This is a genomic window from Streptomyces venezuelae (assembly GCF_008642375.1).
Taxonomy (GTDB): domain Bacteria; phylum Actinomycetota; class Actinomycetes; order Streptomycetales; family Streptomycetaceae; genus Streptomyces; species Streptomyces venezuelae_G.
Genome location: NZ_CP029194.1, coordinates 1,500,562 through 1,522,052, shown reverse-complemented (window position 1 = coordinate 1,522,052; position 21,491 = coordinate 1,500,562). Strand labels below are relative to the sequence as shown.

Sequence of the window (21,491 nt, the reverse complement as noted above, 5' to 3'; positions counted from 1 at the left end):
GTCTCAGAGGCAGAGCTTCGCCTCGTGCTGCGCGTGGCCGGCCGGCTCCAGCTGGAAGGTGCAGTGCTCCACGTCGAAGTGGGAGCCCAGGCACCCCTGGAGGTCGTGCAGCATCTTCTCGTGCCCGACCGAGTCCAGCGCGCCCTGGTCCACGACCACGTGGGCGGAGAGCACCGGCATGCCCGAGGTGATCGTCCAGGCGTGCAGGTCGTGGACGTCCTCGACGCCCGGCAGCGCCAGGATGTGGGCCCGTACCTCCGCCATGTCGACGCCCTTCGGCGCCGCCTCCAGGAGCACGTCCAGCGTCTCGCGCAGCAGCTTGATCGTGCGGGGCACGATCATCAGACCGATCACGATCGAGGCGATCGGGTCGGCGTACTGCCAGCCCGTGGCCAGGATGATGCCGGCCGCGACGATCACCGTCACCGAGCCGAGCGCGTCCGCGAGCACCTCCAGATACGCCCCGCGCACGTTGAGGCTGTCCTTCTGGCCGCGAGCGAGCAGCGAGAGGGAGATCATGTTCGCCGCGAGGCCGACCACGGCGAAGGCGATCGCCAGCCCGCCCTTGGTCTCGGCCGGCTCCACGAACCGCTGGATCGCCTCGTACAGCACGTAACCGCCGACGACGAGCAGCAGCAGACAGTTGGCCAGCGCCGCCAGGATCTCGGCCCGGGCGAAACCGAAGGTCCGGTTCCCGCTGGGCGGCCGGTTGGCGAAGTGGATCGCGAGCAGCGCCATCGCGAGGCCGACGGCGTCCGTCGCCATGTGGGCCGCGTCGGCGATCAGCGCGAGCGAGTCGGCGACCACACCGCCGATGATCTCGATCACCATCACGGAGAGCGTGATGCCGAGCGCGATCCGCAGCCGGTTCTTGTACGCGGCCCCCGCGGTGCCCGTGGGAGGGGCTCCGCCGTGGCTGTGTCCGTGGTCGTGTCCAGCCCCCATGAGATGGCCTCCCGATCGAGTCGTTCCGTCTGCCCCGGATGGCAAGTGAACTACGGGTGGGGGGTATGTGCAACACGGTACTGAACACCGTTGTCATATGCTCTGACCTGCGGTGATGCCATCAGGACCGGCCATGGCGAGAACTGGTCGGCAGGGGCCTCGCACGGCGGACCCCGCCAGGGAGCCCCGGGCGGGACCACCACCCGTCCGAGCCGATCTCCCCAGTGCCTCTCGCACCCGTGAGGCCGCGGGTGGGCCCGGGGGAGTCCTGCCCGCGAAGCCTCGGTGAACTCACGCTCCGTTCATCCGATAGCCTCAGCCGACGTGCCGCCGCCCGGCGCCGGGCCGCACCGCCGCGCCCCGGGCCGCCACGGCCCGCAGGCCCCTCGTCAGCTCCAAGGAGTGAGTTCGTCTGTCGACCGCCATCCTCACCGGCCCGCCGGCACCCGGATCCTCGCTCGACGCTGATCTGCGGTCGCTCGGCTTCGACGTCCGGATCGCCACCGGCACCGAGGAGACCGGCACCCTGCTGGCATCCGTCCCGGCGGGCGAGCGCGTCGCGCTCGTCGACCCCCGGTTCGTCGGTCACCTCCACGCCCTGCGCCTCGCCCTCACCGACCCCCGGTTCCCGGCCGAGGCCGTGCCCGGCGCGCTCACCGCGCAGAGCGAGGCCCGCCCCGCGCTCAGCCGCGCCCTGGCCGCCGCGACGGCCGTGACCGTGCCCGCGGGAGCCGCCGGCACCGACGGTCCCGCCGCCGACCTGACCGGCACCCTCGCCGAGGCACTCGACGCCGAGGGCGTCGCGGTGCACCGCCCCCAGCTCGGCACCCTCGTCGCCACCGTGCCCACCGACGCCGAGGCCCGCCGCGAGGCGCGGGCCGCCGTCGAGGCCGTCGACGAGGAGGCCGTACGCCTCCGCTCGGCCGTCAAGGCCCAGGACGGCTTCTTCACCACTTTCTGCATCAGCCCGTACTCGCGCTACATCGCCCGCTGGTGCGCGCGCCGCGGCCTGACCCCCAACCAGGTCACCACCGCCTCGCTGCTCACCGCGCTGATCGCGGCCGGCTGCGCGGCGACCGGCGAGCGCGGCGGCTACGTCGCCGCCGGCGTCCTCCTCCTCGTCTCCTTCGTCCTCGACTGCACCGACGGGCAGCTCGCCCGCTACTCGCTGCAGTACTCGACGCTGGGCGCCTGGCTCGACGCGACCTTCGACCGCGCCAAGGAGTACGCCTTCTACGCGGGCCTCGCCCTCGGCGCCGCCCGCAACGGCGACGACGTCTGGGCGCTCGCGCTCGGCGCCATGGTCCTCATGACCTGCCGGCACGTCGTGGACTTCGCGTTCTACGAGGCCACCTACGACTCCACGGCGGGCAAGAGCGCCACCGCCGCACTCTCCGGCCGGCTCGACAGCGTCGGCTGGACCGTCTGGGTCCGCCGGATAATCATCCTGCCGATCGGTGAGCGCTGGGCGATGATCGCCGTCCTCACCGCCGCCACCAGCCCCCGGATCGTCTTCTGGGCGCTGCTCGTCGGCTGCGCGTTCGCCGCCTGCTACACCACCGCGGGCCGGGTCCTGCGCTCCGTGACCCGTAAGGCGAAGCGGACCGACCGGGCCGCGCAGGCGCTCGCCGACCTCGCCGACTCCGGCCCGGCGGCGAGCCTGGTGGCCCGCGTCCTCGGCCGCCCGGCCGCCCGGGGCGCCGGGGTCGTCTTCGCCGCCGTCGCGACCGGCGGGCTGCTCTTCGCCGTGCTCGACAGGCCGTTCGGCGACCGGCAGACCGTGATCGCCGCCATCGGCTACGCGGTCCTCGCCGGCGCGGCCGTCGCCCGCCCCCTCAAGGGCGCCCTCGACTGGCTCGTGCCCCCGCTCTTCCGCGCCGCCGAATACACCACCGTCCTGGTGCTCGCCGCCCGGTCCGACTCCGCGCACGCCCTTCCGGCGGCGTTCGGCCTGGTCGCGGCGGTCGCCTACCATCACTACGACACGGTCTACCGCATACGCGGTGGCACCGGCGCGCCGCCCGCGTGGCTGGTGCGCGTCACCGGCGGACACGAGGGGCGCACGCTCCTGGTGGTCGCTCTCGCCGCCCTCCTGGCGGACCGCGGTGACGACTTCACCCTGGCACTGACCGCGCTCGCGGTCGCCGTCGCGCTCGTGGTGCTCGTGGAGTCCATCCGTTTCTGGGTCTCCTCCGGAGCACCCGCCGTTCACGACGAAGGAGAAACAGCATGATCGGCCTCGTACTGGCAGCCGGTGCCGGACGGCGTCTGCGCCCCTACACCGACACCCTTCCGAAGGCCCTCGTGCCGGTCGACGGTGACACCACCATCCTCGACGGGACGCTGAAGAACTTCGCCGAGATCGGCCTCACCGAGGTCGCGATCGTCGTCGGCTACCGCAAGGAGGCCGTCTACGACCGCAAGGAGGCCCTGGAGGCCAAGTACGGCCTCAAGATCACCCTCGTCGACAACGACAAGGCCGAGGAGTGGAACAACGCCTACTCCCTGTGGTGCGCCCGTGAGGTCCTCAAGCGCGGTGTGATCCTCGCCAACGGCGACACCGTCCACCCGGTCTCCGTCGAGAAGACCCTCCTCGCCGCCCGCGGCAAGGGCCAGAAGATCATCCTCGCCCTCGACACGGTGAAGAAGCTCGCCGACGAGGAGATGAAGGTCATCGTCGAGGAGGGCAAGGGCGTCCAGCGCATCACCAAGCTCATGGACCCGGCCACCGCCACCGGCGAGTACATCGGTGTCACCCTCATCGAGGCCGAGGCGGCCGAGGAGCTCGCCGACGCCCTCAAGGCCACCTTCGAGCGCGACCCCGACCTCTACTACGAGGACGGCTACCAGGAGCTCGTCAACCGCGGCTTCACCGTCGACGTCGAGCCCATCGGTGACGTCAAGTGGGTCGAGATCGACAACCACGACGACCTCGCGAAGGGCCGTGAGATCGCGTGCCAGTACTGACCCGGCTGATCCCGTCGCCGGTCGTCGTCGACATCCGCCGAGGAGCGCTGGACGACCTGTCCGCGCTCCTGGCGGACCAGCGGATCTCCAGCAACGGCAAGATCGCCGTGGCCATCAGCGGTGGCTCGGGCCTGAAGCTGCGTGACCGGTTCGCGTCCGAACTGCCGGGCGCGGACTGGTACCCGGTCTCCGGCGGCACCATCGACGAGGCCGTGAAGCTCGCCGACGCCATGCGCGGCAAGCGGTACGACGCCGTGGTCGCCCTCGGCGGCGGCAAGATCATCGACGTGACCAAGTACGCGGCGGCCCGTGTCGGCCTGCCGCTGGTGGCCATCGCCACCAACCTGTCGCACGACGGGATCTGCTCCCCGATCTCGACCCTGGACAACGACAACGGCCGGGGTTCGTACGGTGTGCCCACCCCGATCGCCCTCGTCATCGACCTGGACGTGATCAGGGACGCGCCGATCCGCTTCGTGCGCTCCGGCATCGGCGACGCGATCTCCAACATCTCCGCCCTCGCCGACTGGGAGCTGTCCCACGAGGTGAACGGGGAGCCCGTCGACGGCCTCGCGGCCGCGATGGCCCGCAGCGCCGGCGAGGCCGTGCTCCGCCACCCCGGCGGGGTCGGCGACGACGACTTCCTCGTCACGCTCTCCGAGGGCCTGGTGATGTCCGGCATCGCCATGTCGATCAGCGGGGACAGCCGTCCCTCCTCGGGCGCATGCCACGAGATCAGCCACGCCTTCGACCTGCTCTTCCCGACACGGGCCGCGAGCCACGGCGAGCAGTGCGGTCTCGGCGCGGCCTTCGCCATGCACCTGCGCGGCGCCCACGAGGGCTCCGCCCAGATGGTCGAGACCCTGCGCCGGCACGGGCTGCCCGTGCTGCCGGAGGAGATGGGCTTCACCGTGGACGAGTTCGTCCAGGCGGTGTCCTTCGCCCCGCAGACCCGGCCGGGCCGCTTCACCATCCTGGAACACCTCGACCTGTCCGACGACGAGATCAGGGACGCGTACGCCGACTATGCAAAAGCCATCGGTAGCTGAGCTCCGCCCGGTCGTCCACCCCCCGGGTGTGAAGGACCGGCGGAGCGGTGAGCACTGGGGTGGCCGCCTGTACATGCGGGAGATCTCGCTGCGGATCACCCGGCGGCTCGTGGCCACCAAGGTCACGCCCAACCAGCTGACCTACCTGATGACCGTCTTCGGCGTGCTCGCCGCCCCGGCACTCCTCGTGCCGGGCATCACGGGCGCCGTCCTCGGCGTCCTGATGGTCCAGCTCTACCTGCTGCTCGACTGCGTCGACGGCGAGGTGGCCCGCTGGAAGCAGCAGTTCTCGCTGCAGGGTGTCTGGCTGGACCGGGTCGGCGCGTACCTGTGCGACGCGGCGGTCCTCGTCGGCTTCGGCCTGCGCGCCGCCGACCTGTGGGGCTCGGGCCGCATCGACTGGCTGTGGGCCTTCCTCGGCACGCTGGCCGCCCTCGGCGCGATCCTGATCAAGGCGGAGACGGACCTCGTCGGCGTGGCCCGGCACCAGGGCGGACTCCCGCCGGTCAAGGAGTCGGCCTCCGAGCCGCGCTCCTCCGGCATGGCGCTGGCCCGCAAGGCCGCCGCCGCGCTCAAGTTCCACCGGCTGATCCTGGGGATCGAGGCCTCCCTCCTGATCCTGGTCCTCGCCATCGCGGACCAGATCCGGGGCGACCTCTTCTTCTCCCGGCTCGGTGTCGCCGTCCTCTGCGGCATCGCGCTGCTCCAGACCGTGCTGCACCTGGTGTCGATCCTGGTCTCCAGCAGGCTGAAGTGAGGCCCGCCGTGAGTTCTCCGCTCAAGGTGGGAGCCGTCGTCATCACCATGGGCAACCGCCCCGACGACCTGCGCGCGCTGATCGACTCGGTCGCCAAGCAGGAGGGCGACCCCGTCGAGATCGTCGTCGTCGGGCAGGGCACCCCGGTCACCGGGGTGCCCGACGGGGTCCGCACCGTCGACCTGCCGGAGAACGTCGGCATCCCCGCCGGCCGCAACATCGGCATCGAGGCCTTCGGCCCCGGCGGCACCGACGTCGACGTCCTGCTCTTCCTCGACGACGACGGACTGCTGGCTCACGCGGACACCGCCGAACTGGTCCGCCAGGCCTTCACGGCGGACCCCCGCCTCGGCATCATCAGCTTCCGCATCGCCGATCCCGAGACCGGGGACACCCAGCGCCGGCACGTGCCGCGGTTGCGCGCCTCCGACCCGATGCGCTCCTCGCGGGTGACGACCTTCCTCGGCGGCGCCAACGCCGTCCGCACCAAGGTCTTCGCCGAAGTGGGCGTTCTCCCGGGGGAGTTCTTCTACGCGCACGAGGAGACCGATCTCGCCTGGCGCGCGCTCGACGCCGACTGGATGATCGACTACCGTTCCGACATGGTGCTGTTGCACCCCACTACGGCACCTTCCCGCCACGCCTCGTACCACTTCAACGTGGCCCGTAACCGAGTGTGGCTGGCACGTCGCAATCTGCCCGCGCCCCTGGTGCCGGTGTATCTCGGCGTCTGGCTGCTGCTCACCCTGGCACGTCGACCCTCGCTCTCCGCGCTCAAGGCGTGGTTCGGCGGTTTCCGCGAGGGGTGGACGACTCCCTGCGGGCCGCGCCGCCCGATGAGGTGGCGTACGGTGTGGCGCCTGACCCGGCTGGGTCGCCCCCCGGTCGTCTGACATCGTGGTACCGACGTGCCGCGCATCTTGAACACGAAAGTTTCGACTGTGAGTGACACACACCAGGGCGGGGCGGTCGCGACGAGCGCGCCCCCGTCCGTCGACGAGGGCCTGGCCCCGGCCGAGCTGGCCGCGAAGTACGGTCTCTCGGTCAGCGGCGCCCGGCCCGGGCTGTTCGAGTACGTACGCGAGCTGTGGAGCCGCCGCCACTTCATCCTGGCCTTCTCCTCGGCCAAGCTGACCGCCCAGTACAGCCAGGCCAAGCTGGGCCAGGTGTGGCAGGTGGCGACCCCGCTGCTCAACGCCCTGGTCTACTACCTGATCTTCGGGCTGATCCTGGGTGCCGGGCAGGGGATGACCAAGGAGGTCTACATCCCCTTCCTGGTCACCGGCATCTTCGTGTTCACCTTCACCCAGAGCTCGGTCATGGCCGGCGTGCGGGCGATCTCGGGCAACCTCGGACTCGTCCGGGCCCTGCACTTCCCGCGGGCCAGCCTCCCGATCTCCTTCTCGCTCCAGCAGCTCCAGCAGCTGCTGTTCTCGATGATCGTCCTCGTGGCGATCGTGCTCTCCTTCGGCAGCTTCCCCACGCTCCGGTGGCTGCTGGTGATCCCGGCGCTCTTCCTGCACTTCGTGTTCAACGTGGGACTCGCCATGATCGTGGCGCGGATGGGCTCCAAGACGCCCGACCTCGCCCAGCTGATGCCGTTCATCATGCGGACCTGGATGTACGCGTCCGGCGTCATGTTCTCGATCCCGGTGATGCTCGCCGACAAGCCGGCCTGGATCGCCGACGTCCTCATGTACAACCCGGCGGCCGTCTACATGGACCTGATCCGCTTCGCCCTCATCGACGGCTACGGCGCGCAGAACCTTCCGGACCACGTCTGGATGACCGCCCTCGCCTGGGCGCTGGTCGTCGGCATCGGCGGTTTCGTCTACTTCTGGAAGGCCGAGGAGAGGTACGGCCGTGGCTGACCCGAACCCGAGCAAGATCCCCACCGTCATCTGCGACGACGTCCACATCGTCTACCGGGTCAACACCGGCGGCGGAGGCAAGGGCAGCGCCACCGCGGCGCTCAGCCGGATCGTCGGCCGCGGCAAGGCCGAGGTCAGCCGTGGCGTCCGCAAGGTCCACGCCGTCCGCGGCGTCACCTTCACCGCCTACCGGGGCGAGGCCATCGGTCTCATCGGCTCCAACGGCTCCGGCAAGTCCACCCTGCTGCGCGCCGTCGCCGGCCTGCTCCCCACGGAGAGCGGCAAGGTCTTCACCGACGGCCAGCCCTCGCTCCTGGGCGTCAACGCGGCCCTCATGAACGACCTGACGGGCGAGCGCAACGTCATCCTCGGCGGCCTCGCCATGGGCATGAGCCGCGAGGAGGTGCGCGAGCGGTACGAAGGCATCGTCGACTTCTCCGGCATCAACGAGAAGGGCGATTTCATCAGCCTGCCGATGCGCACGTACTCCTCCGGCATGGGCGCCCGGCTCCGCTTCGCCATCGCGGCCGCCAAGAACCACGACGTCCTCCTCATCGACGAGGCGCTCGCGACGGGCGACCGCAAGTTCCAGATCCGCTCCGAGGAGCGCATCCGCGAGCTGCGCAAGGAGGCCGGCACGGTCTTCCTCGTCAGCCACAGCAACAAGTCCATCCGGGACACCTGCGACCGGGTGCTCTGGCTGGAGAAGGGGCAGCTCCTGATGGACGGCCCCACGGACGAGGTCCTCAAGGCGTACGAGCGGGAGACCGCCCGCTGAGGCCTGCCCGACCTGTGTGGAACCCCTGCCGGAAGTCACCCGGCAGGGGTTCCTCCATTTTCCGCGCGTCGCGCCTCCACCTGGAATGTTCATGTGGTCAACATCGGGCAGGATGAGCGCATGCCAGCGATCTCGGGGGGAAAGACCTACCATCACGGCGACCTGCGCAACGCGCTGATCTGCGCCGCCGTCGACCTGGCCACCGACGGAGGCCCCGAGCGGGTCGTCCTGCGCGAGGCCGCCCGCAGGGTCGGCGTCTCGCCCACCGCCGCCTACCGGCACTTCGACGGGCGGGGCGAACTGCTCCGTACCGTCAAGCTCCACGCCCAGTGCCGGCTCGCCGACTCCATGGAGCGGGCCGCGGCCCGCGAGCCCGGCGCCGACGACCCCGCCCTGGCCGCCGAGCGCAGGCTCGTCGCCCTCTGCAGGGGGTACGTCGGCTTCGCCGTGGACCAGCCCGGCCTCTACCGGGCCGCCTTCTGCGTCCCCCGCCCCGCCGAGACAGAGGAGCCCGCCGTCGGCCGGCCGTCGCCGGGGCCCGAGCCGGAGATCCGCGCGTTCACCCTGCTCCGGGAGGCCCTGGAGGGCCTCGCCAAGGCCGGCGGCCCCCGGGCCGACGGACGGCCCGCCGCCGGAGCCGCCGCGTGGTCGGCCGTTCACGGACTGTCACTCCTCCTGCTCGACGGCCCCCTGCGGCGGCTGCCCGCGCAGCGCAGGGACGACGTCGTCGAATCCACCCTGGCCATGGTCGTCTCCGGCACGCGCGAGCTCTGATCTCTTCCGGACTCGAACTCCCTTTCCGTGCAAGCGGGTTGGCGACCCGTACGGATGAAGTCCCGGCTCCCCGCCACCCCGGAACGACGACTGCCGTCGTACAACGTAAGCTGGACCGGTCTGTTTCGAGGCAAGTAGGGCGATACCCCACGGCCATCGGGTCGCCGGGAGACGGCCCGGCGGGCAGGAGTCGGCGGCGTGTCCGAAATAGGATGGATTGGATCGGCAGTGTAGAACGGGAGTCGTGACGGCCATGACGCAGAATCTCCAGCTCCACGAGGGTCTCGCCGTCCCTCCGGCGGGCAGCGACCTGTGACGGAAACCCGGCAGGCGCGCCCCGACGCCTCCTCGCGCGCCACCCTCGGCAAGGCCGCGGACGAGAACTTCCCCGTGGCACCCTTCTTCCTGCCCCGGGCCTGGCGTGACGACCTGATGGCCGCCTACGGCTTCGCCCGTCTCGTCGACGACATCGGCGACGGCGACCTCGCCCCCGGCGGCGCCGACGCCCGGCACCTCGGCCTCGGCCCCGATGAGGCGGAGGACCGGCTCGCCTTCCTCGACGCCTTCGAGGCCGACCTCCGCCGCGTCTTCGACGGCACCCCCCGCCACCCCCTGCTCCGGGGCCTCCAGCCGACGGTCCGGCGCCATGGCCTCACCCCAGAGCCCTTCCTCGGGCTGATCGCCGCCAACCGCCAGGACCAGCTGGTCAGCCGGTACGAGACGTACGACGACCTCCTCGCGTACTGCGAGCTCTCCGCCAACCCCGTCGGCCGCCTCGTCCTCGCCATCACCGGCACCGACACCCCCGAGCGGATCCGGCGCTCCGACGAGATCTGCACCGCGCTGCAGATCGTCGAGCACCTCCAGGACGTCGCCGAGGACCTCGGCAACGACCGTGTCTACCTGCCCGCCGAGGACCTCAAGCGCTTCCACGTCACCGAGGACGACCTCGCCCGGCCCACCGCCGGCGCCTCGGTGCGCGCCCTGATCGCCTTCGAGGCCGGGCGGGCCCGCGAGCTGCTCGACGCGGGCGCCCCGCTCGTCGGCAGCGTCCACGGCCGGCTCCGCCTGCTCCTCGCGGGCTTCACCGGCGGAGGTCTTTCGGCGCTCGACGCCATCACCGACGCCGGATACGACGTGCTGACCGGCCCACCGAAGGCCACCAAGCCGAGCCTGATGCGCCAGGTGGGAGCGGTTCTGCTCCGGGCGCGGAGAGAGGGGTGAACGCGACCGTGGAGGGACAGCCCCAGTCGTCCGCACCGGTCCTGGCCGCCTACAGCTACTGCGAGGCGGTCACCGGGCAGCAGGCCCGTAACTTCGCGTACGGGATCCGGCTGCTGCCGACCGACAAGCGTCAGGCGATGTCCGCGCTCTACGCCTTCTCGCGGCGCGTCGACGACATCGGCGACGGCACGCTCCCCGTCGAGGCCAAGCGGGAGCGGCTCGAAGGCACCCGCATGCTGCTCGACCGCGTCCGCGCGGGCAAGGTCGAGGAGGACGACACCGACCCCGTCGCCGTCGCGCTCGCCGACGCCGCCCGCCGCTTCCCGATCCCGCTCGGCGGTCTCGACGAGCTCATCGACGGCGTCCTCATGGACGTGCGCGGGGCGACCTACGAGAGCTGGGACGACCTCAAGGTCTACTGCCGCTGCGTCGCCGGCGCGATCGGACGGATCTCGCTCGGCGTCTTCGGCACCCAGCCCGGCGCCCACGGCGCCGACCGCGCCCCCGAGTACGCCGACACCCTCGGCCTCGCGCTCCAACTCACCAACATCCTCAGGGACGTCCGTGAGGACGCCGGGAACGGCCGCACCTACCTGCCGGCCGACGACCTCGCCAAGTTCGGCTGCGGGGACGGCTTCGGGAGCGCGACCCCGCCGCCCGGATCCGACTTCGCCGGGCTCGTCCACTTCGAAGTCCGGCGCGCCCGCGCCCTCTTCGCCGAGGGCTACCGGCTGCTGCCGATGCTCGACCGGCGCAGCGGCGCGTGCGTCGCGGCGATGGCGGGCATCTACCGGCGGCTGCTCGACCGCATCGAGCGCGACCCGGAGGCCGTGCTGCGCGGCCGGGTCTCGCTGCCGGGACGGGAGAAGGCGTACGTCGCCGTACGCGGGCTCTCCGGGCTCGACACCCGCCACATCGCCCGGCGCACGGTCAGGAGGCGTGCCTGATGCGCCCGCACGCCTCCGTCCGCCGGGCAACCCGGAGCGCCGTCCCGGCGTCCCTGCCCGGGGTACCCCACGCCTCGGGGCACCTGGCCACGGCCTGCCCGTCCGTGGTGTTCCCGCCGACCGACCCGACCCGAACGGAGGCCGCGTGACGACCGACGGAACCGAGCACAGCTCCCGGCAGCCCCACGCCGTCGTCGTCGGCGGCGGGCTCGCCGGCGTCACGGCAGCCCTCCAGCTCGCCGAGGCCGACGTCCGCGTCACGCTGCTCGAAGGCCGGCCCCGCCTCGGCGGCCTCGCCTTCTCCTTCCGCCGCGGGGACCTCACCGTCGACAACGGCCAGCACGTGTACCTGCGCTGCTGCACCGCCTACCGCTGGTTCCTCGACCGGATCGACGGCGCCCGGCTCGCCCCGCTCCAGGACCGCCTCGACGTCCCCGTCCTGGACGTCGGGCACCCCCGCGGCCCCCGGCTCGGCCGGATCCGCCGCGACGCCCTCCCCGTACCGCTGCACCTCGCGCGCAGCCTCGCCACGTACCCCCACCTCTCCCTCGCCGAGCGTGCGTCCGTCGGCCGGGCCGCGCTCGCCCTGAAGAAGCTCGACCCCGCCGACCCGGCACTCGACGGCATCGACTTCGCCACCTGGCTCGGCCGCCACGGTCAGTCCCCGCGGACCGTCGAGGCCCTCTGGGACCTGGTCGGCATCCCCACCCTCAACGCCCCCGCCCCGCAGGCCTCCATGGGGCTCGCCGCGATGGTCTTCAAGACCGGGCTCCTCTCCGAGCCCGGTGCCGCCGACATCGGCTGGGCCCACGTCCCGCTCGGCGAACTCCACGACACCCGGGCCGCGAAGGAGCTCGACGCCCTCGGCGTCCGCACCGCGCTGCGCACCAAGGCCGAGCGGATCTCCCGTACCGAAGACGGGCGTTGGACCGTCGAGGTGCCGGGGGAGACCCTGGAGGCCGACGTCGTCGTCCTCGCCGTACCGCAGGCCGAGACGCACGCCCTGCTGCCCGAAGGCGCCCTCGACGACCCCGACCGGCTGCTCGACATCGAGACCGCGCCCATCCTGAACCTCCACGTCGTCTACGACCGCAAGGTGCTGAAGCGGCCCTTCTTCACCGCGCTCGGCTCCCCGGTCCAGTGGGTCTTCGACCGCACCGACTCCTCCGGACTGAAGGGCGGCGGCCAGTACCTCGCCGTCTCCCAGTCCGCCGCCCAGGACGAGATCGACGAGCCCGTCGCCGTCCTGCGCGAGCGCTACCTCCCGGAGCTGGAGCGGCTGCTGCCCGCCGCCCGCGGCGCCGGGATCCGCGACTTCTTCGTCACCAGGGAGCGGACGGCCACGTTCGCTCCCTCCCCGGGCGTCGGCCGGCTCCGCCCCGGCGCCCGCACCCGGGTCCCCGGCCTCTACCTGGCCGGATCCTGGACCGCCACCGGCTGGCCCGCGACCATGGAGGGCGCCGTCCGCAGCGGCTTCAGCGCAGCGGGCGCGGCGCTCTCCACCCTCGGCCGCCGTCATGACCATCCGCTGCAGGAGGCGGCATGACTGTGAGTACCGGAACTAGAGGAGAGACCGTGCCGACTGTGCCGCCGGGTAATCCGGCCGTCGACACCGCGGACGTGTCCGCACTGCTGGAGCGGGGGCGGACCCTGTCCACCCCCGTACTGCGGGCGGCCGTCGACCGCCTCGCCGCGCCCATGGACACCGTGGCCGCCTACCACTTCGGCTGGATCGACGCCGGCGGCAACCCCGCCGACGGCGACGGCGGCAAGGCGGTCCGCCCCGCGCTGGCCCTGCTGTCGGCCGAGGCCGCGGGCGCCGCGCCCGAGGTCGGCATCCCCGGCGCCGTCGCCGTGGAGCTCGTCCACAACTTCTCACTGCTCCACGACGACCTGATGGACGGCGACGAGCAGCGCCGCCACCGCGACACCGTGTGGAAGGTGCACGGCCCCGCCCAGGCCATCCTGGTCGGCGACGCGCTGTTCGCCCTGGCAAACGAGATCCTGCTGGAGCTCGGCACCGTCGAGGCCGGCCGCGCGACCCGCAGGCTCACCACCGCCAGTCGCAAGCTCATCGACGGCCAGGCCCAGGACATCTCCTACGAGCACCGCGAGCGGGTCACCGTCGAGGAGTGCCTGGAGATGGAGGGCAACAAGACGGGCGCCCTGCTCGCCTGCGCCGTCTCCATCGGCGCCGTCCTCGGCGGCGCCGACGACCGGACCGCCGACAAGCTGGAGGAGTACGGGTACCACCTCGGGCTCGCCTTCCAGGCCGTCGACGACCTCCTCGGCATCTGGGGCGACCCGGAGGCCACCGGCAAGCAGACCTGGAGCGACCTGCGCCAGCGCAAGAAGTCGCTGCCGGTCGTCGCGGCCCTCGCCGCGGGCGGCCCCGCCTCCGAGCAGCTCGGCCGACTGCTCGCCGAGGACGCCAAGTCCAACGACTTCGACACCTTCTCCGAGGAGGAGTTCGCCCTCCGGGCGGCCCTCATCGAGGAGGCCGGAGGACGCGAGTGGACCTCCCAGGAGGCCCGCCGCCAGCACGCCGTCGCGATCGCGGCCCTGCACGAGGTGGACATGCCCGCCCTCGTGCGGGAACAGCTCACCGCGCTGGCCGACTTCGTGGTCGTACGGAAGAGATGATCACCATCACCCTGATATGAGTTCGCGGTCGCCGGCCGGTGCCATCCGGCGCCGGCCGACGGCAGACCCGTAGAAGCAGAAGTAACCGACTGCCGCAAAGGGGAAGCCATGACAGCGACGACCGACGGAAGTGCCGGGGCCATGGGCCCCAGGGCGACCGCGGCCAGCACCACGCACGACACCGACGCCTCCGCGTCGGGCCTCGACGCAGCCGCCGCACGGGCCGCGGAGCGCGCCGTCGAGCACCTGCTCGCCCGCCAGGACCCGGCGGGCTGGTGGAAGGGCGACCTGGAGACCAACGTCACCATGGACGCCGAGGACCTCCTCCTCCGCCAGTTCCTCGGCATCCTCGACGCCGACACCCTCCGCGCCGCCGCGCTCCACATCCGCCGCGAACAGCGGGAGGACGGCGCCTGGGCCACCTTCTACGGCGGACCCGGCGAGGTCTCCGCCACCGTCGAGGCCTACGTCGCCCTGCGGCTCGCCGGAGACCCGCCCGAGGCCCCGCACATGACCCGCGCCTCCGCCTGGGTGCGCGCCCGGGGCGGTATCGCCTCCGCCCGGGTGTTCACCCGGATCTGGCTGGCCCTCTTCGGCTGGTGGCGCTGGGAGGACCTGCCCGAGCTGCCCCCCGAGCTGCTCTTCCTGCCGAAGTGGTTCCCGCTCAACATCTACGACTTCGGCTGCTGGGCCCGGCAGACGATCGTGCCGCTCACCGTGGTCTCGGCGAAGCGCCCGGTCCGCCCCGCGCCCTTCCCCCTCGACGAACTGCACACCGACCCGGCCAGGCCCAACCCGCCCCGGCCGCTCGCCCCGGCCACCGGCTGGGACGGCATCTTCCAGCGTCTCGACAAGGCACTGCACACCTACCACCGGTTCGCTCCGCGCGCGCTGCGCGGGACCGCCATGAACGTGGCCGCGCGGTGGATCGTCGAGCGCCAGGAGAACGACGGCTGCTGGGGCGGCATCCAGCCCCCCGCCGTCTACTCGGTCATCGCCCTCCACCTCCTCGGCTACGACCTCGAGCACCCGGTCATGCGGGCGGGCCTGGAGTCCCTCGACCGCTTCGCGGTCTGGCGCGAGGACGGTTCCCGCATGATCGAGGCCTGCCAGTCGCCGGTCTGGGACACCTGTCTCGCCGCCATCGCGCTCGCCGACGGAGGGCTCCCGCCCGACCATCCGGCCCTGGTCAAGGCCGTCGACTGGATGCTCGACGAGGAGATCACCCGGACCGGGGACTGGGCGGTGCGGCGTCCCGGACTGCCCCCGGGGGGCTGGGCGTTCGAGTTCCACAACGACAACTACCCCGACATCGACGACACCGCCGAGGTGTTGCTCGCCCTGCGCCGGGTCAGGCACCCCGACCCCGCGCGGGTGGACGCGGCCGTCGCCCGGGGCACCCGCTGGACCCTCGGCATGCAGTCGCGCAACGGCGCCTGGGCCGCCTTCGACGCCGACAACACCAGCCCCTTCCCCAACAAGCTCCCCTTCTGCGACTTCGGGGAGGTCGTCGACCCGCCCTCCGCCGACGTCACCGCCCATGTGGTGGAGATGCTGGCCTACGAGGGGCGGGCCCAGGACCCCCGTACCCGCAGGGGCATCGAGTGGCTGCTCGCGAACCAGGAGCCGAACGGGGCCTGGTTCGGGCGGTGGGGCGTCAACCACGTGTACGGCACCGGCTCGGTGCTCCCCGCGCTCACCGCCGCCGGACTGCCCGTCTCCCATCCGGCGGTACGCCGGGCCGTCCGCTGGCTCGGGACCGTGCAGAACGAGGACGGGGGCTGGGGCGAGGACCTCCGCTCGTACGAGGACGAGGCGTGGATCGGGCGCGGTGCCTCCACCGCCTCACAGACCGCGTGGGCGCTCATCGCCCTCCTCGCGGCCGGCGAGCGTGACTCCGGGCCCGTCCGGCGGGGAGTCGCCTGGCTGGCCGAGACGCAGCGCGAGGACGGCTCCTGGGACGAGCCGTACTTCACCGGGACCGGCTTCCCCTGGGACTTCTCCATCAACTACCACCTGTACCGGCAGGTCTTCCCCCTCACGGCGCTCGGGCGCTACGTGTACGGGGAGCCCTCGCCCGGCAAGGAGCGCTGATGGGCCGCGAGCCGGGCCCGGACCCGGCCTCCCGCCCGGGTACCGCTCCGCCGCTGCTGATCGCCTGCGCGCTCGGCATCGAGCGGTTCGCCCTGCGCGGCGGGGACCGCGGCGGGGCCCCGGGCCCGGTGACCGTGGTGCGTACGGGCATGGGACCCGCCCACGCCCAGCGGACGGTCGCCCGGGTGCTCGGCGAGGAGCGGTGGGCGGACGCCGCCGTCATCGCCTCCGGGTTCTGCGCGGGGCTCGCCCCGGGCATGCACCCGGGGGACCTGATCGTCGCGGAGGAGACCCGCGGCGCCGACGGCACGACCCCCTGCGTCGGCACCGAGCTCCTGGTGAAGGCGCTGGTCAGGGCGGTGCCCGGGCGGACCGTCCACACCGGCCCGCTGAGCGGCTCCGACCATGTCGTGCGCGGCCCCGAGCGGGCCGCGCTGCTGGCCACCGGCGCGATCGCCGTCGACATGGAGTCCGCGGCGACCCTGCGGACCGCGCGGGAGGCCGGCCGGCTCGGGAGCGGGCCGGACGCGCGCCCGGTTGCGGCCGTCCGGGTGGTCGTGGACGCTCCAGAACATGAACTGGTCCGGATCGGCACGGTACGCGGGGGAATATCAGCCTTCCGTGTCCTTCGTGCCGTCCTTCCCGCGTTCTTCGAATGGCACCGTTCTTTGCTGCTCCCCAGGAGGTGAACGAGTTATGGCCATGCCGCTCCGTCAGTCCATCAGGGTCGGGACCTACCTCTTCGAACAGAAGCTCCGCAAGCGGGACAAGTTCCCGCTGATCGTCGAGCTGGAGCCGCTCTATGCCTGCAACCTCAAGTGCGAGGGCTGCGGGAAGATCCAGCACCCGGCGGGTGTCCTCAAGCAGCGCATGCCGGTCGCGCAGGCGGTCGGCGCGGTGCTGGAGTCCGGCGCCCCCATGGTGTCCATCGCGGGCGGAGAGCCCTTGATGCACCCTCAGATCCACGAGATCGTGCGCCAGTTGGTCGCCAGGAGGAAGTACGTCTTCCTCTGCACCAACGCGATGCTGCTCCGCAAGAAGCTGGCGGACTTCACCCCCTCGCCGTACTTCGCCTTCGCCGTGCACATCGACGGCCTGCGCGAGCGGCACGACGAATCCGTCGCCAAGGAGGGTGTGTTCGACGAGGCGGTGGCGGCCATCAAGGAGGCCAAGCGGCGCGGCTTCCGTGTCACCACCAATTCGACCTTCTTCAACACGGACACTCCGCAGACCATCATCGAGGTGCTCAATTTCCTCAACGACGACCTCCAGGTCGACGAAATGATGATCTCGCCCGCCTACGCCTACGAGAAGGCCCCCGACCAGGAGCACTTCCTCGGCGTCGAGCAGACCCGCGAACTCTTCAAGAAGGCCTTCGCGGGCGGAAACCGGCGCCGCTGGCGCCTCAACCACTCGCCGCTCTTCCTGGACTTCCTCGAAGGAAAGGCCGATTTCCCCTGCACGGCCTGGGCCATTCCCAACTACTCGCTCTTCGGCTGGCAGCGCCCCTGCTATCTGATGAGCGACGGATACGTCCCCACGTACCGCGAACTCGTCGAGGACACCGACTGGGACAAGTACGGCCGCGGAAAGGACCCGCGCTGCGCCAATTGCATGGCGCACTGCGGCTACGAACCCACCGCCGTCCTCGCCACCATGGGCTCCCTCAAGGAGTCCCTGCGGGCGATCAGGGAAACGGTCTCGGGGAACAACCGGTGAGGCGGCCGGCATGAGCGGGGAGTTCGACCTGCGGGCGCTGCTCGCCGAGCGCGGCGGCGAGCGTTACGAGCTGCACGCCAAGTACCTCAACCACCAGCTGCCGCGCATGCTCCACACCATCGGCTTCGACAAGGTGTACGAGCGGGCCGAGGGTGCCCACTTCTGGGACGCCGACGGTGTCGACCACCTCGACATGCTCGCCGGCTTCGGCGTGATGGGTCTCGGACGGCACCACCCCGTCGTCCGCAAGGCCCTCCACGACGTCCTGGACGCCCAGCTGGCCGACCTCACCCGCTTCGACTGCCAGCCCCTGCCGGGACTGCTCGCCGAACGGCTGCTCGCGCACAGCCCGCACCTCGACCGCGTCTTCTTCGGGAACAGCGGCACCGAGGCCGTGGAGACCGCCCTCAAGTTCGCCCGGTACGCCACCGGGCGCCCCAGGGTCCTCTACTGCTCCCACGCCTTCCACGGGCTCACCACGGGCTCGCTCTCCGTCAACGGCGAGCGGGGTTTCCGGGAGGGCTTCGACCCGCTCCTGCCGGACACCGCGATCACCCTCGGCGACCTCGAAGCCCTGGAGCGGGAGCTGCTCCGGGGCGACGTGGCCGCCTTCGTCGTGGAGCCGATCCAGGGCAAGGGCGTCCACGAGCCGCCGCCCGGCTTCCTGCCCGCCGCCCAGGAGCTGCTGCACCGGCACGGCGCGCTGCTGATCGCGGACGAGGTGCAGACCGGCCTCGGCAGGACCGGCGACTTCTACGCGTACCAGCACGAGGCCGGGGTCGAACCCGACCTGGTCTGCGTCGCCAAGGCGCTCTCCGGCGGCTACGTGCCGGTCGGCGCCACCCTCGGCAAGGACTGGATCTTCAAGAAGGTCTACTCGTCGATGGACCGGGTCCTCGTCCACTCGGCGAGCTTCGGATCGAACGCGCAGGCCATGGCCGCCGGGCTCGCCGTCCTGTCGGTCATGGAGGACGAGGGCACGGTCGCCCACGCCCGCCGGATCGGCGACCTGCTCTCCGGCCGTCTCAAGGAGCTCGTGCCCCGCTACGAGCTGCTCCACGAGATCCGCGGGCGCGGCCTGATGATCGGGATCGAGTTCGGCCGGCCGTCCTCGCTGGGGCTGCGCGGCCGCTGGACGATGCTGCAGGCCGCCCGCAAGGGACTCTTCGCGCAGATGGTCGTCGTGCCGCTGCTCCAGCGGCACCACATCCTCACCCAGGTCTCCGGGGACCATCTGGAGGTGATCAAGCTGATCCCGCCGCTGATCGTCGACGAGGCGGACGTGGACCGGTTCGTCACCGCCTTCACGGCGGTCATGGACGAGGCCCACGGGGGCGGCGGGCTGATGTGGGACTTCGGGAAGACCCTGGTGAAGCAGGCCGTGGCGCAGCGCTGAGCCGTACGGATCACCGACTTGTACCGGCCACTGCCGATCTTTGCCTCTGAGGCAAGAAACTTGCCTCAGAGGCATGATCCTGGCGCAATGGACGCATGGACCACGTCCCCGGGGAAGCCTCCCCGGACCCCGCCACCTCCGGCGTCCTGCCCGACGTCGCCCCGCAGCTGCGGTCCCTGCGCCGCCGCCGCGGACTCACCCTGGAGGCGGCCGCCCAGCGGGCCGGCCTCTCGCCGGCCCACCTCTCCCGACTGGAGACGGGGAACCGGCAGCCTTCGCTGCCGATGCTGCTCGGCCTCGCCCGTGTCTACGGTACGACGGTCTCCGAGCTTCTCGGCGAGGCGCCGCCCGAGCGGGACCCCGTCGTCCGGGCCGGCCGCTCCGAGCCCGTCGAGGCCGACGGCTGGATCTACCGGCAGGCCGGCGGCGCCGGGCGCGCGCTCCAGTGCCTGCGCGTCCACGTGCCGTACGCCACCCGGGCCGACATCGTGCGGGTCCACCCCGGCGAGGAGTGGATCCACGTCCTGGAGGGGCGGGTGCGGCTCGCGCTCGGCGAGGCCGTCCACGTCCTCGATCCCGGGGACAGTGCCCACTTCGACTCGCTGACCCCGCACCGTATCGGCGCCGCCACCTCCGGCGGGGCCGAGCTGCTCTTCGTGCACACCCTGATGCAGAGTCCCGTCGCCGAGCTGTGCCTCGGTGACGGAACCCCGCACCGGCGCTGAACCCGCGTGATCCTGTCCGAGAAGAAAGGACCGACATGTCCGAGAAGTCCGCACCGGTCACCGGCGAAGAGCGCGGTGAAGGCAAGTTCCCCAAGGGGCTCGTGCTCCGCCTCTTCGCCTACCTGATCGCCGGTCACCTCTTCGCCGGCTTCCTCTACCTGCTCTTCATGCTCGGCGGCCAGAACCAGTAGGGGGCAGGGCCCGGGGAGGCCCTGACCCGGCCGGGTCACACCTCGGTGAGCAGGCGCTCCCGCAGCCGCTCGCGGGTCTCGGGGGCCAGCTTGAGCCCCTCCGTGAGGTAGGTCTCCACCGAGCCCCAGGTCGCCTCGATCGTCTCCAGCGCGGCCCTCAGGTACTCCACCCGCGCGTCGAAGAGCGGGCTCAGCAGCTCCATCACCTCGGGCGACATCGCGTCCGCGGCGGTGGAGCTGCGGCGCACCTTGTAGCGGCGGTGCGGCTCGTTCGACTTCACGTAGTCCGCCTCGATCGCCTCGCGCTCGACGCCGACGGCGAGCAGGGTGATCGCGATGGAGAGGCCGGCGCGGTCCTTGCCCGCCGCGCAGTGCATCAGGGCCGGGACGCTCTCCTCGGCCATGGAGTGCAGGATCCGGCTGTGCTCAGAGGTGCGCTCGACCACCATCTTTCGGTACGAGTCGGACATTCGGGCTGCCGCCTTGCCGTCGCCCAGGATCTCCCGCAGCTGCGCTATGTCGCCGTCGCGCACCAGCTTCCAGAACTCCTTGCCGTCGGCCGGGTCGTTGAGGGGGATGTTCACGTTCCGTACGCCGGGGAGCTCGACGTCCGCGCCTTCGACCTTGCGGTCGGCCTCGTTGCGGAAGTCGAAGACGGTGTGCAGGCCCAGCGAGGCGAGGAAGGCGGCGTCGGTCTCGGTGGCGTGGGCGAGGTGGCCGCTGCGGAAGAGGCGGCCGGGTCGCACGGCACGCCCGTCCGTCGTCGGCAGGCCGCCCACGTCCCGGAAGTTGCGGACCTCGGCCAGCTCGGGTTCGTTCGCTTCGGTGGGCGGGACCTGCGGCAACTGCTGCGTCACGGATGCTCCTGGGGGGTCGTCGTTCGGGGGCCGATGCGAGATCGGTTCCTAGGGCAATCATCCAGGTGGGGCCGGGTCGGCGCACCCCCTCGGACGGGAATGGCCGATCTGTCCGAAATAGACCTTTAGGTGGAACACGCCCTGTTTACAGGCGAGATGGGGGGTGACGCGTGAGCAGGGTCATAGAAGTGACGGATCGTGGCCGAGGGCCCGAAGCAATTGCCGTACGGAAAAGGGAAATCGAGGGACCGTCATCGACGGAGGGTGACCGGAATTCCGTAAGGAATGCAGCCCGTGTAATGCCGGCGGAAATCTGCGGCTTGTTCGCTCCGACCCCGCTCGTCTAGCGTCACCGTCAATCCGGTCGGACCGCCGAATCCTGCCACCGTCCGGAATCCGCACTCATCCCATGCGTGGCAGGAGCGGGGGACCCAGGTAGTACGCCGGTCCCGCGACAACAGGACGGCTCGGGGTGAAGCCGCGTGAGAACGCGGCCGGGCATCTCCAGTCCGAACCCGACAGCTCACCTCGTAGGCGCCGGAGAGGAATTCGCC

20 protein-coding genes and 1 riboswitch are annotated in these 21,491 nt (G+C 71.6%); of the genes, 18 read left to right on the top strand and 2 right to left on the bottom strand.

The genetic code is table 11. From position 1 onward, the window contains the following. Positions 1–3 precede the first annotated feature (3 nt). Positions 4–945: a cation diffusion facilitator family transporter gene (locus DEJ46_RS06725; protein ID WP_150264639.1), complete on the bottom strand. Its 942-nt coding sequence runs from the start codon at positions 943–945 to the stop codon at positions 4–6. A gap of 412 nt (positions 946–1,357) precedes the next feature. Between DEJ46_RS06725 and DEJ46_RS06720 the strand changes: the two genes are divergently transcribed. The 18 genes from DEJ46_RS06720 to DEJ46_RS39030 all read left to right on the top strand — a co-directional run bounded on the left by DEJ46_RS06720 (position 1,358) and on the right by DEJ46_RS39030 (position 20,080). Further along, the gene (locus tag DEJ46_RS06720; protein WP_150264638.1) at positions 1,358–3,178 is read left to right on the top strand and encodes a DUF5941 domain-containing protein; all 1,821 of its coding nucleotides are present in this window, start codon (positions 1,358–1,360) and stop codon (positions 3,176–3,178) included. Continuing rightward, entirely contained in the window at positions 3,175–3,912 is a 738-nt protein-coding gene (locus DEJ46_RS06715) for a sugar phosphate nucleotidyltransferase (protein WP_150264637.1), read from the top strand. The genes DEJ46_RS06720 and DEJ46_RS06715 overlap by 4 nt, the downstream gene beginning before the upstream one ends. Further along, positions 3,900–4,961 carry an iron-containing alcohol dehydrogenase family protein gene (locus DEJ46_RS06710; RefSeq protein ID WP_150264636.1) on the top strand — a complete coding sequence of 354 codons (1,062 nt, stop codon included), beginning with the start codon at positions 3,900–3,902 and terminating at the stop codon, positions 4,959–4,961. The genes DEJ46_RS06715 and DEJ46_RS06710 overlap by 13 nt, the downstream gene beginning before the upstream one ends. Next, on the top strand, positions 4,939–5,718 hold the full coding sequence (locus DEJ46_RS06705; RefSeq protein WP_079037334.1) for a CDP-alcohol phosphatidyltransferase family protein: 780 nt from the start codon (positions 4,939–4,941) through the stop codon (positions 5,716–5,718). Before DEJ46_RS06710 ends, DEJ46_RS06705 begins: the two co-directional genes overlap by 23 nt. 47 nt (positions 5,719–5,765) lie before the next feature. Then, the gene (locus DEJ46_RS06700) at positions 5,766–6,611 is read left to right on the top strand and encodes a glycosyltransferase family 2 protein (RefSeq protein WP_411757813.1); all 846 of its coding nucleotides are present in this window, start codon (positions 5,766–5,768) and stop codon (positions 6,609–6,611) included. Positions 6,612–6,659: 48 nt separating this feature from the next. Beyond that, the gene (locus DEJ46_RS06695) at positions 6,660–7,589 is read left to right on the top strand and encodes an ABC transporter permease (RefSeq protein WP_150264634.1); all 930 of its coding nucleotides are present in this window, start codon (positions 6,660–6,662) and stop codon (positions 7,587–7,589) included. Beyond that, a complete protein-coding gene (locus DEJ46_RS06690) occupies positions 7,582–8,367 on the top strand; it encodes an ABC transporter ATP-binding protein (RefSeq protein WP_150264633.1) in 786 nt (261 codons plus the stop codon). Before DEJ46_RS06695 ends, DEJ46_RS06690 begins: the two co-directional genes overlap by 8 nt. A gap of 120 nt (positions 8,368–8,487) precedes the next feature. Beyond that, positions 8,488–9,141, top strand: a complete 654-nt coding sequence (locus DEJ46_RS06685; protein WP_150264632.1) for a TetR/AcrR family transcriptional regulator — start codon at positions 8,488–8,490, stop codon at positions 9,139–9,141. Between the two features lie 312 nt (positions 9,142–9,453). Further along, the gene (hpnC, locus tag DEJ46_RS06680) at positions 9,454–10,365 is read left to right on the top strand and encodes a squalene synthase HpnC (RefSeq protein WP_150264631.1); all 912 of its coding nucleotides are present in this window, start codon (positions 9,454–9,456) and stop codon (positions 10,363–10,365) included. Next, a complete protein-coding gene (hpnD, locus tag DEJ46_RS06675) occupies positions 10,362–11,312 on the top strand; it encodes a presqualene diphosphate synthase HpnD (RefSeq protein ID WP_150264630.1) in 951 nt (316 codons plus the stop codon). The genes hpnC and hpnD overlap by 4 nt, the downstream gene beginning before the upstream one ends. Before the next feature lie 145 nt (positions 11,313–11,457). Further along, entirely contained in the window at positions 11,458–12,858 is a 1,401-nt protein-coding gene (hpnE, locus tag DEJ46_RS06670) for a hydroxysqualene dehydroxylase HpnE (protein ID WP_150264629.1), read from the top strand. After that, positions 12,855–13,955, top strand: a complete 1,101-nt coding sequence (locus tag DEJ46_RS06665; protein WP_190622474.1) for a polyprenyl synthetase family protein — start codon at positions 12,855–12,857, stop codon at positions 13,953–13,955. Before hpnE ends, DEJ46_RS06665 begins: the two co-directional genes overlap by 4 nt. Positions 13,956–14,063: 108 nt before the next feature. Next, positions 14,064–16,049 (top strand): squalene--hopene cyclase, encoded by a 1,986-nt coding sequence (gene shc, locus DEJ46_RS06660; protein WP_150264628.1) that lies wholly within the window; start codon positions 14,064–14,066, stop codon positions 16,047–16,049. Then, the gene (locus DEJ46_RS06655) at positions 16,049–16,738 is read left to right on the top strand and encodes a 1-hydroxy-2-methyl-2-butenyl 4-diphosphate reductase (RefSeq protein WP_150264627.1); all 690 of its coding nucleotides are present in this window, start codon (positions 16,049–16,051) and stop codon (positions 16,736–16,738) included. The genes shc and DEJ46_RS06655 overlap by 1 nt, the downstream gene beginning before the upstream one ends. A 7-nt stretch (positions 16,739–16,745) precedes the next feature. Further along, on the top strand, positions 16,746–17,768 hold the full coding sequence (hpnH, locus tag DEJ46_RS06650) for an adenosyl-hopene transferase HpnH (RefSeq protein ID WP_150264626.1): 1,023 nt from the start codon (positions 16,746–16,748) through the stop codon (positions 17,766–17,768). 10 nt (positions 17,769–17,778) lie between these two features. Continuing rightward, the gene (locus tag DEJ46_RS06645) at positions 17,779–19,164 is read left to right on the top strand and encodes an aspartate aminotransferase family protein (protein ID WP_150264625.1); all 1,386 of its coding nucleotides are present in this window, start codon (positions 17,779–17,781) and stop codon (positions 19,162–19,164) included. Between the two features lie 95 nt (positions 19,165–19,259). Then, a complete protein-coding gene (locus DEJ46_RS06640; RefSeq protein ID WP_150264624.1) occupies positions 19,260–19,889 on the top strand; it encodes a helix-turn-helix domain-containing protein in 630 nt (209 codons plus the stop codon). Between the two features lie 35 nt (positions 19,890–19,924). Then, complete coding sequence (locus DEJ46_RS39030; protein WP_167534180.1) at positions 19,925–20,080, top strand: DUF6126 family protein; 156 nt, start codon at positions 19,925–19,927, stop codon at positions 20,078–20,080. Positions 20,081–20,115: 35 nt separating this feature from the next. Here DEJ46_RS39030 and DEJ46_RS06635 read toward each other — a convergent pair whose 3' ends face one another. Then, complete coding sequence (locus DEJ46_RS06635) at positions 20,116–20,937, bottom strand: tyrosine-protein phosphatase (RefSeq protein WP_190622472.1); 822 nt, start codon at positions 20,935–20,937, stop codon at positions 20,116–20,118. A 393-nt stretch (positions 20,938–21,330) separates the two neighbouring features. Further along, positions 21,331–21,487, top strand: a riboswitch (cyclic di-AMP (ydaO/yuaA leader). The last annotated feature ends 4 nt before the right edge of the window (positions 21,488–21,491 follow it).

Excerpts from the sequence above, each read along its gene's own strand:
- DEJ46_RS06725 (WP_150264639.1), bottom strand. The coding sequence starts at position 945 with ATGGGGGCTGGACACGACCACGGACACAGCCACGGCGGAGCCCCTCCC.
- DEJ46_RS06645 (WP_150264625.1), top strand. The coding sequence starts at position 17,779 with ATGAGCGGGGAGTTCGACCTGCGGGCGCTGCTCGCCGAGCGCGGCGGC.
- DEJ46_RS06640 (WP_150264624.1), top strand. The coding sequence starts at position 19,260 with ATGGACCACGTCCCCGGGGAAGCCTCCCCGGACCCCGCCACCTCCGGC.
- hpnH (WP_150264626.1), top strand. The coding sequence starts at position 16,746 with ATGGCCATGCCGCTCCGTCAGTCCATCAGGGTCGGGACCTACCTCTTC.
- DEJ46_RS06705 (WP_079037334.1), top strand. The coding sequence starts at position 4,939 with ATGCAAAAGCCATCGGTAGCTGAGCTCCGCCCGGTCGTCCACCCCCCG.
- DEJ46_RS06665 (WP_190622474.1), top strand. The coding sequence starts at position 12,855 with ATGACTGTGAGTACCGGAACTAGAGGAGAGACCGTGCCGACTGTGCCG.
- DEJ46_RS39030 (WP_167534180.1), top strand. The coding sequence starts at position 19,925 with ATGTCCGAGAAGTCCGCACCGGTCACCGGCGAAGAGCGCGGTGAAGGC.
- shc (WP_150264628.1), top strand. The coding sequence starts at position 14,064 with ATGACAGCGACGACCGACGGAAGTGCCGGGGCCATGGGCCCCAGGGCG.
- DEJ46_RS06715 (WP_150264637.1), top strand. The coding sequence starts at position 3,175 with ATGATCGGCCTCGTACTGGCAGCCGGTGCCGGACGGCGTCTGCGCCCC.
- DEJ46_RS06700 (WP_411757813.1), top strand. The coding sequence starts at position 5,766 with ATGGGCAACCGCCCCGACGACCTGCGCGCGCTGATCGACTCGGTCGCC.
- DEJ46_RS06655 (WP_150264627.1), top strand. The coding sequence starts at position 16,049 with ATGGGCCGCGAGCCGGGCCCGGACCCGGCCTCCCGCCCGGGTACCGCT.
- DEJ46_RS06685 (WP_150264632.1), top strand. The coding sequence starts at position 8,488 with ATGCCAGCGATCTCGGGGGGAAAGACCTACCATCACGGCGACCTGCGC.